11 protein-coding genes are annotated in these 13027 nt (G+C 57.4%); 6 read left to right on the top strand and 5 right to left on the bottom strand.

Annotated features, from left to right (window positions below):
- Positions 1–13 precede the first annotated feature (13 nt).
- Both P4G45_RS15125 and P4G45_RS15120 read left to right on the top strand, forming a co-directional pair.
- Complete coding sequence (locus P4G45_RS15125; protein ID WP_348267310.1) at positions 14–1783, top strand: metallopeptidase TldD-related protein; 1770 nt, start codon at positions 14–16, stop codon at positions 1781–1783.
- 122 nt (positions 1784–1905) lie between these two features.
- Entirely contained in the window at positions 1906–3456 is a 1551-nt protein-coding gene (locus P4G45_RS15120; RefSeq protein ID WP_348267309.1) for a metallopeptidase TldD-related protein, read from the top strand.
- Positions 3457–3475: 19 nt separating this feature from the next.
- On the opposite strand, the gene P4G45_RS15115 is transcribed toward P4G45_RS15120, so the two are convergent.
- The 3 genes from P4G45_RS15115 to P4G45_RS15105 all read right to left on the bottom strand — a co-directional run bounded on the left by P4G45_RS15115 (position 3476) and on the right by P4G45_RS15105 (position 5692).
- Positions 3476–4600 (bottom strand): glycoside hydrolase family 76 protein, encoded by a 1125-nt coding sequence (locus tag P4G45_RS15115; protein ID WP_348267308.1) that lies wholly within the window; start codon positions 4598–4600, stop codon positions 3476–3478.
- A gap of 73 nt (positions 4601–4673) precedes the next feature.
- Entirely contained in the window at positions 4674–5435 is a 762-nt protein-coding gene (locus P4G45_RS15110; protein WP_348267307.1) for a septal ring lytic transglycosylase RlpA family protein, read from the bottom strand.
- Entirely contained in the window at positions 5432–5692 is a 261-nt protein-coding gene (locus P4G45_RS15105) for a hypothetical protein (protein ID WP_348267306.1), read from the bottom strand. The genes P4G45_RS15110 and P4G45_RS15105 overlap by 4 nt, the downstream gene beginning before the upstream one ends.
- 366 nt (positions 5693–6058) lie before the next feature.
- Between P4G45_RS15105 and P4G45_RS15100 the strand changes: the two genes are divergently transcribed.
- Together P4G45_RS15100 and P4G45_RS15095 are read left to right on the top strand one after the other, a co-directional pair.
- Positions 6059–6760 (top strand): hypothetical protein, encoded by a 702-nt coding sequence (locus tag P4G45_RS15100; protein ID WP_348267305.1) that lies wholly within the window; start codon positions 6059–6061, stop codon positions 6758–6760.
- Positions 6761–6805: 45 nt separating this feature from the next.
- The gene (locus tag P4G45_RS15095) at positions 6806–7678 is read left to right on the top strand and encodes a hypothetical protein (protein ID WP_348267304.1); all 873 of its coding nucleotides are present in this window, start codon (positions 6806–6808) and stop codon (positions 7676–7678) included.
- Here the strand turns inward: P4G45_RS15095 and P4G45_RS15090 are convergent.
- Positions 7675–8976: an MFS transporter gene (locus tag P4G45_RS15090; protein WP_348267303.1), complete on the bottom strand. Its 1302-nt coding sequence runs from the start codon at positions 8974–8976 to the stop codon at positions 7675–7677. The genes P4G45_RS15095 and P4G45_RS15090 overlap by 4 nt on opposite strands.
- Positions 8977–9333: 357 nt before the next feature.
- Between P4G45_RS15090 and P4G45_RS15085 the strand changes: the two genes are divergently transcribed.
- Complete coding sequence (locus P4G45_RS15085; protein ID WP_348267302.1) at positions 9334–11451, top strand: radical SAM protein; 2118 nt, start codon at positions 9334–9336, stop codon at positions 11449–11451.
- A gap of 145 nt (positions 11452–11596) precedes the next feature.
- Positions 11597–12220, top strand: coding sequence for a YDG/SRA domain-containing protein (locus tag P4G45_RS15080; protein ID WP_348267301.1), 624 nt, complete (start codon positions 11597–11599; stop codon positions 12218–12220).
- 35 nt (positions 12221–12255) lie between these two features.
- Here P4G45_RS15080 and P4G45_RS15075 read toward each other — a convergent pair whose 3' ends face one another.
- Positions 12256–12906 carry a DUF882 domain-containing protein gene (locus P4G45_RS15075; RefSeq protein WP_348267300.1) on the bottom strand — a complete coding sequence of 217 codons (651 nt, stop codon included), beginning with the start codon at positions 12904–12906 and terminating at the stop codon, positions 12256–12258.
- Between the last annotated feature and the right edge of the window lie 121 nt (positions 12907–13027).

The following is a 13027-nucleotide window of genomic DNA, read 5'->3' as shown; positions in this document are numbered from 1 at the left end:
AGTTTTCTTTCCAATGAAGAGACACAGAGTAGTGACTGCCGGTGCTGGACTTGCCGGTCTTGTGATGCTGGGAATGGGTTTGCCCGGGCAGGTGGTTGCAGCGGCAGAAGCCCATACGGAGGCGGCGCAGGCTTCCAGCGCGCTGGTGGATACGATGGAGTCGGAGTTACACCGTGCGATGAATTCGCTGGGCAGCACGGATAATGCGGGGCAGCAGCCGAAACCCTATTTCATGAGCTATGTGGTCTCCGACGCCGAACAGGCCAGCATTGGGGCTCAGTTTGGGGCAATCACAAGTTCGAACGCAAGCCATCGCCGGTTTGCCGATGTGCGGATCCGCATCGGCACGCCTGCCGAGGACAACACCCACGGAGATCACCGCAACAGCGCGCTTACTACCATTCCACTACCGCTGACCGACGATGGTGCGGCGATTGCGCGGAGCCTCTGGTTTGCGACAAACCGCGGCTACGGTAAGGCGCTGGACGGCTATCTTAAGGTGAAGACGGATCAGGAGGTTCGGGCGAAGGAAGAGGATGGCTCGCCGGATTTCTCGAGGGAGAAGGAGAAGGTTGCGCTGTTGCCACTCGCGCCTCCGCTGAAGATCGATCGAACTGAGTGGGAGACGCGGCTGCGCGAGCTCTCGGGGCTGTTCAAGCAGTATCCCGACGTCTTTTACAACACGGTGGCGCTTGAGGCGAGTTCGGAGACGGACTACTTTGTCTCCTCGGAAGGCGCGAAAATTGCTACGCCGAACCACGTTGCCCGTCTGATCGTTCTGGGTCGAACCCGCGCGGCGGATGGAATGGACATGTTCCGGGCGGAGACGTTCGAGGCCGATGAGGCGGGCCATCTGCCCGGTCAGAAGGTGCTTGCGGCGAAGGTCACGGAGATGGGCAAGAGTCTTGAGGCGCTTCGCGTCGCTCCAGTGACCGATCCATATAACGGGCCGGCGATCTTGAGCGGAAGGGCTGCGGCGGTGTTCTTTCACGAAGTGCTGGGGCATCGCCTGGAAGGGCAGCGGCAACGGGGCGACGAGGAGGGCCAGACTTTTACGAAGCTGATGGGCAAGCAGATTCTTCCCAGCTTTATGAGCGTCTCAGATGATCCGACGTTAACGAAGTTCGACGGGACCTGGCTGAGCGGACACTATGACTATGACGACGAGGGCCAGCAGGCTCGGCGGGTCGATCTGATCAAAGATGGTGTGCTGGAGACTTTTTTGATGTCGCGGCAGCCCGTTGCCGGTTTTGCCAACAGCAATGGACACGGCCGCGCCGAGGTGGGACGCATGCCGACGGGTCGTCAGGGAAATCTGATCGTCACGTCCTCGAAGACGGTCAACGATGCTGAACTGCGGCAAATGTTGATCGCCGAGGCGAAGAAGCAGGGCAAAGCCTACGGGCTTTATTTCGAGGACATCTCGTCTGGATTCGCCGTAACCACGCGGCGTTCGCCACAGGCGTTCCAGGTGATTCCGCTGGTGGTCTATCGCGTTTACGTGGATGGACGTCCGGATGAACTGGTACGCGGAGTGAGTATTGTAGGGACGCCGCAGGCCGCGTTGGCGCGGATTGTAGCAACTGGCGATAAGGCCGAGGTATTCAACGGGATTTGCGGCGCAGAGTCGGGCAGCATTCCGGTGAGTGCGGTCGCTCCGGCGATGCTGGTGAGCGAAATCGAGACGCAGAAGCAGGCGCAGGGGAACGCCCGGCCGCCGATTCTGCCGCCGCCAACCGCGGGTAACAGCGCGGATGCTGTTGGAAAGGTTGGTGGACAGTGAACTATTTGCTCTCATCACGGTTACATAAATACCGGCTGCTCGCGGCAGCATCCTGCCTGTGCATTTTTTCTACGACGCTTAGTGTTGCCCAGAAGCCAAATGACGACCCGATGTTGAGGGCGATGCAGACCGAGCTGGCCCGCGAGAAGGCGCAGCTGGTGCTGCCGGGAATGCAGCGGCCCTACTTCATCGAATATCAGCTCGACGATTTGACCAGCTATGAGGCGATTGCCAACTACGGAGCGCTCACTCGTGAGGAGTCGAACCACCAGCGCGTAGTGCGTGTGTCCGTTCGGGTGGGAAACTATGTGATCGACAGCAGTACCAGCCGGGGAGACGGCACGATCGCGCTTGCACCCAGCGATAACAATCCGGAGGCACTGCGGTATGCCCTTTGGATTGCGACTGATACGGCGTATAAGAATGCTCTGCAATCGTATGCCGCCAAGCAGGCTGCGCTGAAGCAGTTTCAAGCTCCGCGGATGGAGCATGATTTCGCAGAAGCGAAACCAGAAGTGCATGTGGCTCCGCTGGTGGCGATGAACCTCGACCGCAAGGAATGGAAGCGGCGGATTATCGAAGCGAGCGGACTATTCGAAACCGCTCCGGAGGTGCGTGCTTCGGCAGAGCAGGTGCAGTATTCGACTGCGAATCTGCGCGCTGTGGCGGTGAACCGGTATCTGGTGAATACCGAAGGAACAGTGGTGAGGCAGGGATATACAGGCTATGCCGCCGGCATCAGCGTGGGCGGGCAGGCCCCGGATGGAATGCAGCTGGACCGGGATAACGGAACGACCGCTGCGGATGCGAAAGATCTGGAGACGTGGCCGTTGTTTCGCAAGCGCGTGATCGACGATCTGAAGAGTTTGTCGGCGCTGCAGGCGGCTCCCGTGGTTCCGGCAGAGGATTATCACGGCCCGATCCTGTTCAGCGGTGATGCGGTTTCGGATGTGATGATGCATCTCTTCGTGCCTAATATAGAGGCAGACCGTCCGGCGATGGGCACAACGGCGAGGGCGACGGGCGCGTATGCGTCAAGCTACAAGTCGCGCGTGCTGCCGGCCATATTGAACGTGACGGATGATCCACTGATGACGAAGTTCGCCGGTAAGACAGTGTTGGGGGCATATGCGGTGGATGATGAGGGAGTGCCCGCGCAGTCGGTCGACGTGGTGGAGAAGGGCGTTCTGGAGAATTATCTGATTGGACGCGAACCGGTGAGGGACTTTCCGGCTTCGAATGGGCATGGACGGTCCGCGCCGGGGCAGGTTGCGCATTCGCGTGTCGGTGTGCTGATCGTCAAGTCGAGTGAAGCGGTTCCGGTCAGCGAACTGAACAAGCGGTTGTTGGCGATGGCAAAGGAGCAGGGCCGCGATATGTATGCCGTCGAGACGCTCGGCGGCCCGCTTGAACCTCGTTTGCTGTACCGCGTGCATGCGGACGGCACCAGGGAGCTGATGCGCGGGGCGGTGTTCGATGAGCTGGACAACCGCAGCCTGCGCTCAGATATTGTGGCGGTGGGTAACGATCCTTATGTATCGAACTCACTGGGCCCAATACCGCAGACGATCATTGCCCCGAGTCTGCTATTCGACGATGTTGGCATCAAGCGAGGTGTCGAGGAGCAGCAGAAGCTGCCGTACTATCCGCCGCCTGCTCTCGATGGTAAGTAGTACATCGGGAAGTAATGTTTCAGCGATGCTGTTTGGAATTGAGAACACCAGCAGCTACTAACGCATCCAGCGCCGAACTCTGGCGGGATGCATCCGCTAAGTCGAAAGGGCCTGCCCACCAGAAACCGAGATGATCAGCCGCATCTCTATCTTTATTCCAGATGCTCTCTGCGTTGGTTCTGGCGAAGGCCTGGTAACGGTCGTTGGGAAATGCGCTGTTGAGAAGCATGAGATTGCGGCTGAATACGCCTTTGAACTGCGGAACGTCGCCGCCGGTGTGTGCTTTATTCAGCTCGTGCAGCACGCCTTGAGTATCGCTAAGATGGTCGATTGCAGAAAGTGCGATCGACGAGGCGGTTTCAGGAAGAACCGGATCGGGTGCGGCCTTATTCAACTCAACCAGAGCGCCAAGAATTACTCCCTGATTGTAGGTCCAGGTATTCGCGCCGTTGTTGGTGCAATGCGCCGGGTCTGAAAGATTCAGTCCATCATTGATGAGGTGTTGGCCGTTGATCATGCCGGAGTCGTGAAACCACACCCATTCCTTCTGCGCCCAGGCGAGATATTTCTGTCGCTGCTCTGGCGTCGACGAGCGATTGGCCAGCGAAGCTGCCACAGTGAGGAAGAGTTCATTTTCGATTGCGTTCTTTCCGTGGGTCTTCTTGCTCCACCATAAGCCTCCGCCGCAACTCTTCGTATCCCACCCTTTTTGCATGTCGTCGAAGATTGATCCCGCGGCCTGAAGGTACTCTGCTTTTCCTGTCAGGTCATAGACATCGATCCAGGCCAGCGCCCACCAGCCTTCGTCGTCGTAGTAGTCGTTGATGAACCCCGGAAAACCGCCGTGCGCAGTCTGCGCGACGTGCAGCGTATTCGCGAAGATTGGCAGGTATTTTTTTGAATGGGTCATGCGGCTGTAGTTCGCGAGCGCGGTAATTGCATTGGCGGAGTTCCACCAGCCGGTCGTGCGGTACAGACCGTTCTCGGGCGTGTACCACTGTTGCAGCACATCCACTGCTTTATGGGCGTGGGCGCGGGCGGACTTGCTGGACCCGGAGGAAGCGGCAAGCATCGGTACAGACATGCAGAGCAACAGGAAGACGGGAACGATACGGAAGACGGGGTTCGCCTTTGAGAATGTCATTGAAAGTTTTGATCCTTCGTTACGGTTGCTGAAGTTTATTTCCTGCTCTTGAGTGACAACCATTGCAGGGAGTTTAGTTGGTTCTGACAACGTAAGGCAGTGCTGCGGGGTCAGGCGTGCGAATACTCTCAGCGACTTCGTTGGCATGCGCTCTATCGGGCAGGAGCGGGTTGATGCGGACCCAATGGCCGGTGGGTCCGGCGAACTCGATGACTTTGGCGGTGGTGTAACGGCGGCTCAGTTGGTCCTTCAGCTTGACTGCATCCTTCTCGCGGGAGAAGGCCCCGACCTGAACACACCAGCGCCCCGCCACCTCAGGAGTGGCTGACGCGAATGCCTCAACTCGCACCCGGGCGACCCCGGCGCGATAGACGCCAATAGCCTTGGCTGCAGCAAGTGAGAGGTCGATGATGCGACCGCGAACGAAGGGGCCGCGGTCGGTGATGCGGACGATAGCGGACTGGTTGGTGCTGAGGTTGGTGACGCGGACGACGGTGCCGAGAGGCAGCGTCAGGTGAGCGGCGGTCATCGCATTCTGGTCGTAGACCGTGCCGTCGGCTCCTTTGCGTCCGGCGTAGGGCGGACCGTACCAGCTTGCCAGTCCGACCTCGCTCAAAACCGCTCTGCCATGAGTGTCAGGTAGTGGCGCAGTGCGCGTCGTCTCTGTATCTCGATTGCGGGTGGGCCCTTTGCTGGAGCGGGTACCAGTAGTTGTGTCCACGGAAGGAGGTGGGGGTGGCTGTCGATAGGCTCGCTGCGTCTCTCGGTGACAGCCCACGGCCAACAGCGAAAGAGCTGCCAGCATCGCGGCGGAGACGAGACGCGAGCGCGTCAAGACTTTGGCTCACCCGGCGGCGGAGGTGGAGGTGGCGGCGGTGTTTTTGGGGCGTGGTCATCCATGCGCTGGGCCAACCGGTTCAACTCCGCCGCCGCGGAGCGGAGGGCCTCCGAACCGTTGCGACGGACGTCGGGCACAATCTCATCGTTGAAGTAGGTGACAAAGCGGCGAAGGTCTTCTTCGACGCGGGTTCCCGCCTCGTGCAGGCGCTGCTCCCAGGGTCGCTTGTGGGCTGTCGGGTTTTCAAAAGACATACGCGTACCTCACTTCCTGTAATTATGCGGACGATGAAAATGCATGGTCAACTGCGATTGCAGGTATTCGCAGCATAGTGCCGATGTGGTAACGGCACCATATCGCAGGGTTCAAGCACGTTGCGGGTGCAACTTGTTGAGTCTCAATTGCGTCTGTTAAGTCAGGGGTATCTAGCTTCGCTATGCGGTCCCTTTGGTCCATCCACTTTCCGAATTGCTTTCCGAGAGACTTCGAGGTTATTTCTTTTGCGCAACAAACGTCTTTCAAAGTCTTTCAAGGCACGCTCGTCCATATTGCTTCTCGCGCTTGGCTTTTCAGTCGTAGGGACCCACATCGCGTTAGCCCAGGCCGCGTCGCAGACTGCAATGCTGACTTTGCCTGATGCGCCTGGCGCAGTGCTAGGCGGTAGCGTTGATGCGGCTGCAAACTATTCCACTTCCGCTGACGCTTCCTTCGATCCCACCTCTGCACAGCAGAAGGCAGGACAAAGGCGGATGGCATCTCGTCTGGATAGCATTATTTTGCCCACCGAGCAGGCACCCTCACTTACTGCCAAGGATAAGTTCTTGATGGGCGCAAGGGGTATGGTCACTCCATTCGCCATAGCTGGATGGTTCTCTGCGGCCGGCTACTCGCATCTGACCAATGGCCCTCCGAACTTTGGCACTGACAGAGGAGCGTTTGGACAGCGACTGGGAGCGGCTGCCATTCTCGATAGTACCGAGGATTTCCTCAGCACTTCTGTAATGGCTCCTGTTTTTCATGAAGACCCCCGCTATTACCAGATGGGTCGAGGCCACAGTATCGGGAGACGAGTCGTCTACGCCGCGACTCGCGTACTGATTACAAAGACGGACAGCGGCAAAGCGACACCGAACCTGTCATTGATTCTGGGAAATCTTGAGGGCGCAGCGCTGTCGAATGCCTACTATCCCACGCTCAATCATGGAGCCAGCCAGACGTTGAAGATCTTTGGCGGCTCTCTGGGCGGGTCTGCACTTGGTTTCGGAGTTAGCGAATTTCTCAATGACGCGCTACAGCTGGCCCATCTCAAAAAGAGCGAGTAATTCGCGCGTCGCCGGGGTTATAGAAGATTGCGGATGGGGCAAACGGTGATTCGATCTCTCCTGGTTCTGGCGTTTGCGCTCTCCGGCGCCGCGGCGTGGGCCCAAAGCGATGCCATCGAGGCTGCCCTTCCGGATGCGCCGGGAGCGGTCCGGATTCAGCAGCAGGATGTAGTTGCCCTGGCAGAAGCCTCGTTAAGCACCAGTGGAAGCGGTGTGGAACCATGCACTCTGCGGCGCGCAATGCTCGATATCCCGTCCCGGTCCAAAACGATCAAGCCGGTCCGTGTCCCATGCAGCGAACTGGTCAATCCCTATCAGAGATTTCTAGACACGAGCGTCATCATTCCGCTGACATCGAAGCAGAAGGGATATCTTGCGATTCACGACCTGACAACGCCAGCCAACTTGATGACGATTGTGGCTGTCTCCGGCTTCACCATCGGAGTCGACTCGCATACGGCGTATGGGCCGGGCTGGAAAGGCTTTGGCAAAAATACCGGCGTCAGCCTGCTGCAGGATGCAACGGGAGAATTCTTCGGGGCATTTCTAATCCCTTCGCTTACCCACCAGGATCCGCGCTATTACCGCATGCCCCGGGCCAGCATTCCGCGGCGATTTGCTCACGCGGTCGCCCGCACCTTCGTCGCAAGTAGTGACGAAGGCAATCTCATGCCGAACTACGCTAACCTGTTGGGCTATCCCATCAGTGCCGAGCTCAGCAACCTTTATGTGCCGGGCATTCATGCAGATCCGTCGTCCACCATAGCGCGAGTTGCAACCGGGCTTGCGACCGATCCCGCGAACAATCTCATCACAGAGTTTCTGCCCGATGTGGCGAAACACATCAGCATCCGCATCATCTTCGTGCAGCGGATCCTCAACCAGGTTGCCAGCGAGCAGCAGTCCGGTCCCTTCTAGTTCAGTTGCTCGATCGGTACTGCATCGTCAATGAGGTAATGCTCAGGCGCGCGGCCCAAATAGCGCCGTACCAGGAACAAAAGCGGTATAGCAGCAGTGAGACTTGCCAGTCCATCGGTAAGCAGCAGACCGCGCACGCCGAAGTGCCGGTAGCCCAGGCCATCTGCCGCCGTCATAAATACGATCGCTCCATTGGTGGAGGCGGAAAAAAGGCCAAGCTGTGTGCTCGCTACCGGACTGGCGTGCCCGACGAGCTGCAGGGACAGCGAGGTGAACGCCGCATAACTGACTCCGGCGATACCGTTATAGGCCAAAGCCAGCCAGACAAAGTTTTCCGGCACATGGGGAAGGAAGGCCACGATGAGCGCACAAAGGGCTCCGACGATGCCCGACAGAAGATAGACATAGCCGCGATTGAATCGGTGCGAAGCCCAGCCACCGAGAAGCGAGCCGATGGATGCGCTAATGGCGCAGCCTGCTCCTGTAACTAGAATGACGGTGTGATCGCTGGCGTGAAAGTCTCTGCCAATGCCGGAGAAGAGATTGATGGCGGCAAGGGCGCTCGCGGGCGCGATAAAGAGCGCGAAGCCCACAAGACATTCCCTCTGTTTGCACGCCTGCCAGGTGGCCTTCATGGTGTCGGCAAAGATCTGCTTCAGCTTGAACCTCGATTTGTGCGGTAAAGGAAACCAGAGCGCAGGCAGAAGTCCGGCCAAGATCGATGCCATCAGTCCCAGGCCTATCCAGCGGGCATCGGTCCGCATGTCGATGCGTGTTGCCAGCCACATGACGACCAGAGAGCCAAGCGCACCGCCGCCGAGATTGGCGACGTTCGTCCATCCGCCGACCATGCCGCGCATTCGCTCAGGAACAAACTCCGTCTGCCAGCCGCCGAGCGCCGACCCAAACAGCACAATCGATAGCTCTCCGAGCAACAGCAGTATTGTCGCTGCTCCAAGGTGCGCTGGCGAAAGCACCCACAGTCCCGACGCCATGCAGCCAGCAGCAACCAGGGCAGTCAGCCAGCAATAGGCTCGCCGCGTGAGCCCAACGTCGAGGATCGGATTGAGCAGAAATCCCCAGAAGGTAGGCGTCATCACCGTCGCACTCATGGCGGCGGCGCGGTCGAGACTGACGCCCATTCTTGTAACGAGAAATGGAAGTGCCGTAATGGTGAAACCGACGACAATTCCAAAGGGAAGCCATGCCAGCCCTGTAACCCACGCGGGCGGAACTGGCGCGAATGACTCTTGCCGATCATGCTGGTCTTCGGGATCGATAGCGATTGACAGGCTCAACCCCAATTCCTGGTTACTGAATATTTTATTTCACGCATTGCCCGCCCACGGTACATCAATTTACGGAGGCGAATCGTCTCTCTCGATTTTAGAGCTTGATCCCACTGCTGAAATTCGCCATTCAATGTAAATTCTCGCCAATCGACGCACAAATGTTCAAAGTCGGCAGACAAACCCGTACGCTTGAAAGCGTCGTAACCTATTGTGCCCGTTAGGAAAAAGGCACAACCGAGGCACCTGGATGTGTACTTCCTCATCCAAAGAAGAGTCGATTATGTTGAAAGACATAAGAGTTGAATACGCCGGAAGAAGCGACGCACAATTTCCGCTTCAGGCCGCACTGTCAGGAGACAGATAATGTCAAATAAGCCATCGAAGTTTTTCGAAAAATCTCTCACACGGGCAGCAAAAGCCGGCTGGGTTGTGTTCAACAAGCTGAACTCGATCAGTCCCAATGCGAGCTTCACACCCAAGTGGAGCGACAAGCCCCTTCTGAAGAGCTATCAGAAAGAGAAGCCGCCACTCGGTTGGCCGCGTACGACGGACTCGCTCTGTCCCAAGTGCATCCCCGAGATCCGGCAGCAGATCGTCGACGGCAAGCTGCCCCACGAGATTCTGCTCAACGAAAAGGTCGGCGAGATCAAGGCGCAGATCATCGAGCGCGACGGCCAGATTCTGATGGTGAAGGATTGCCCCATCCATGGCCACTTTGAAGATGTCATGTCGATCGACACCGCCTTCTTTAAACACCTCGAAGAGGTCTTCCCGGGCCGCGACATCCGCGCCCACAATGACGAGAAGCTGCACAATCACGGCACGTCCACAGTTACACACGGTCGCGGTTCGGTGCTGACCATCGACCTGACCAACCGCTGCAACATGATGTGCGATCCCTGCTTTATGGACGCCAACCAGGTCGGCTTCGTCCACGAACTGACGTGGGACGAGATCAAGACCATGCTCGACAATGCCGTGACCATCAAGCCCAAGCGGCAGATGAGCGTGCAGTTCTCGGGTGGCGAGCCGACGCTGTCGCCGTACTTCCTCGATGCTGTCGCTTATGCCCGCAAGGTCGGTTACACCAGCGTTCAGGCAGCGACCAACGGCATCGAGTTTGCCAAGTCGAAGGAATTCGCCAAGGCGGCGGCTGATGCCGGTCTGCGCTATGCCTATCTGCAGTTTGACGGTATCGGCAACGCGGCTAACTCGCACCGCAAGGTCGGCAACGCATTCGATGTAAAGCTCCAGGCCATCCACAATCTGCATGAGGCTGGCGTCGACATCGTTCCAGTGACGACCATCATCAACGGCATCAACAACGAGCAGGTTGGCAACATCATCGAGTTCGCACTTGACAACCCCAAGAAGATCAACTTCCTCAGCTTCCAGCCCGTCAGCTTCACTGGCCGCGATGAAGATATCTCCGACGAGCGCCGCAAGGCTCAGCGCTACACGCTGAGCCACATGGCGCACGACGTCAAGAATCAGACCGGCCTCGGCGAGCCGACGCGCGACTGGTTCCCCATCAGCTTCATGTCCACCTTTGCCGATTGGGCCGACCTGGTGCATGGACCGAATCACGACTGGGGCCAGCTCTCCTGCGGCTGCCACCCGAACTGCGGTATCGGCATGGCGCTGATGATCGACAAAGAAACCAAGGAAGCTGTGCCCGTCACTGCATTCCTGAATGCAGATCGCCTCGCCAAGGACGTCGCTCGCATCAATGACGCCGCCCGCGGCAAATGGCTCTCCATCATCGGCGTTACGCTTGCCCTGCTGCGCAACTACGAGCCGGAGAAGGCGCCAACCCACTTCAAGATCAAGGACCTGCTGCAGAAGTTCGACAAGAGCTTCGGCGCGACTGGCAAGAACTACGGAAAAGTCACCGCGGACCGCACGATGGAAGACATCAAGATGCGCCGCAACGACCGCTGGAACTTCCTATTCATCGCCGGCATGTGGTTCCAGGACCTGTTCAACTACGACTTCCGCCGTACCGAGCAGTGCATCATCCCCTATGCCACACAAGAGGGTGAGATCAGCTTCTGCGCGTACAACACCGGCGTTGGCTGGAGAAACATCATCGAGAAGATGCACATGACCTCCACGCTGACCAAGTGGTACGAGGAGCATGGCCGTCACGAGATCTTCGCCGGCGGCAAGAAGGTTGGTCTGGAGAAGGAGTCCAGCTACGACCTCGTGCTCAACGATGCTCACGTCAACGCAGCTGCCAACGACACCTTCGAGAAGTCCGGTGTCGCCAAGAACGCTCGCGAAGAGAAGATCCGGGCGCGCGACGCGAAGATCAAGCAGGATGCCGAGAACGCCAAGATGGCCAAGCTCTACCGCAAGGAAGTGCTGGGCGAGAAGGAAGTCCCGGGCTTCATCGCGCTCGACTCCATCGGTGGCATCAAGCCAGCCGCTGCGAAGGCCGAGGTCGTCAATAGCATCGAAGAGACCGTAGCCGGCGACTAATAATAAAAGCAGTAGCTAAGCGAATAATAAAGGCCGCCTGACGAGGCGGCCTTTATTATTGGGGGCATAACTAATTATGCAATCGAATGAAATCATCACGTATATGGAAATGTGCGCACGCGAGGGTCTATCCCTTCAACGAGGGATGAACTTCAACGCTGCGGAAACGCATTCAATTGTTTTATCTTCACATCGGCCGGGAGCGCCATACGATGACATTCTCGAAGAGAATGGCACCGTGCTGATCTATGAAGGGCACGATGAACCGAAGACATCTCAAACTCCGTATCCGAAGCAGGTTGATCAGCCACTAGCATCAAAATCGGGTAGGCCAACTCAAAATGGACATTTTCATCAGGCTGCGCAATCCTATATTCGCAACGAGAAGCCAGCCGCCAGAGTGCGTGTTTACGAAAAGATTAAGGACGGTATTTGGTCTTATAACGGGTTATTTGCACTTGTAGATAGTTGGACCGAGACTAGTGGAAATCGGCGAGTCTTCAAATTCAAGCTCGATTCAATTCCAGACGAAGAGTCTTTTGGATCAGTAGAGCAGCGACAAATTGAGCAGCGCAGGCTCATTCCATCTCACGTAAAAGTGGCGGTATGGCGAAGGGATAAGGGTGCTTGCGTTTCCTGTGGTTCAACCCAAAACCTTCACTTTGATCACATATTGCCTTATTCAAAAGGTGGGACTTCGGATTCCGAAAAGAATATTCAGCTTTTGTGTATGCGACACAACATACAGAAGGGCGCAAAACTCATATAGAATCCGTTACTCACAGACCCAGATAAGCAATCGTCTTACTCGCCGACAGCCCGCATTCGGGCGCGCGTATGAGTATGAGATCGGATCCGGCGTGAGTGCACGCGGCCATACGACCACTCCCGCACCGGCCCTACATCTACATGCACAAACTGCGACACCGGGTAGTAGCCCACTCCACCTTCATTCAAGCTCAAAGCCGTATTCCGCAGCTTCAAGGTAGATACGCCAGGCACGCGAATGTCGATTGCCTTCGCCTGCATGTGCTGGCTGTGCTCGGCCACGCCAGTGCTGGCAGCGCGTGTTCTCAAGAAGTGATTGCTCCACGGCGTGCGGTAGCCGCAGACGATATCGATCACACCGTCAGGCCGTCCGAGCTTCGCCATGAGTGCATGAAGCAGGTCGAATTCCTTTGGATCGTATGCCTTCACCGTCTCCGTACGATGGTCGCGCAAAAAGTGATTCAACTCATCGAGCGCCGCCGGAATGTAGGTATCGCCTACGCGGTAGACCACGTCGAGGCTTTCGCCGGTATGCAGATGATAGAGATGCAGCGAGTAAGCAGGGCCTGTGCTCAGGCTCGGGCTGGACGTCTCAGCTATCTCGCCTGCCTTGGCTGGTTCACTCAGCGCGAACACCATTGCCGCGACAATCGCGATCATCACCCATCTGTCAAAACGAAGCTTCATCCGCACATCTCCTGGGGTTTGATTGGGTAAAATGGCCCTCGCTAATGAGTTTCACTGAACGCCATTCACTAATTACCATTCTACCCGCCACAAATGTGGCCCGATACCTATACGCCCCCTG

Origin of the sequence: Edaphobacter paludis, from assembly GCF_039993895.1 — a bacterium.
Lineage (GTDB): Bacteria > Acidobacteriota > Terriglobia > Terriglobales > Acidobacteriaceae > Edaphobacter > Edaphobacter paludis.
This window is presented reverse-complemented; position numbering and strand designations above follow the sequence as displayed.

Excerpts from the sequence above, each read along its gene's own strand:
- P4G45_RS15100 (WP_348267305.1), top strand. The coding sequence starts at position 6,059 with ATGCTGACTTTGCCTGATGCGCCTGGCGCAGTGCTAGGCGGTAGCGTT.
- P4G45_RS15120 (WP_348267309.1), top strand. The coding sequence starts at position 1,906 with ATGCAGACCGAGCTGGCCCGCGAGAAGGCGCAGCTGGTGCTGCCGGGA.
- P4G45_RS15085 (WP_348267302.1), top strand. The coding sequence starts at position 9,334 with ATGTCAAATAAGCCATCGAAGTTTTTCGAAAAATCTCTCACACGGGCA.
- P4G45_RS15075 (WP_348267300.1), bottom strand. The coding sequence starts at position 12,906 with ATGAAGCTTCGTTTTGACAGATGGGTGATGATCGCGATTGTCGCGGCA.
- P4G45_RS15125 (WP_348267310.1), top strand. The coding sequence starts at position 14 with ATGAAGAGACACAGAGTAGTGACTGCCGGTGCTGGACTTGCCGGTCTT.
- P4G45_RS15115 (WP_348267308.1), bottom strand. The coding sequence starts at position 4,600 with ATGACATTCTCAAAGGCGAACCCCGTCTTCCGTATCGTTCCCGTCTTC.
- P4G45_RS15105 (WP_348267306.1), bottom strand. The coding sequence starts at position 5,692 with ATGTCTTTTGAAAACCCGACAGCCCACAAGCGACCCTGGGAGCAGCGC.
- P4G45_RS15080 (WP_348267301.1), top strand. The coding sequence starts at position 11,597 with ATGAACTTCAACGCTGCGGAAACGCATTCAATTGTTTTATCTTCACAT.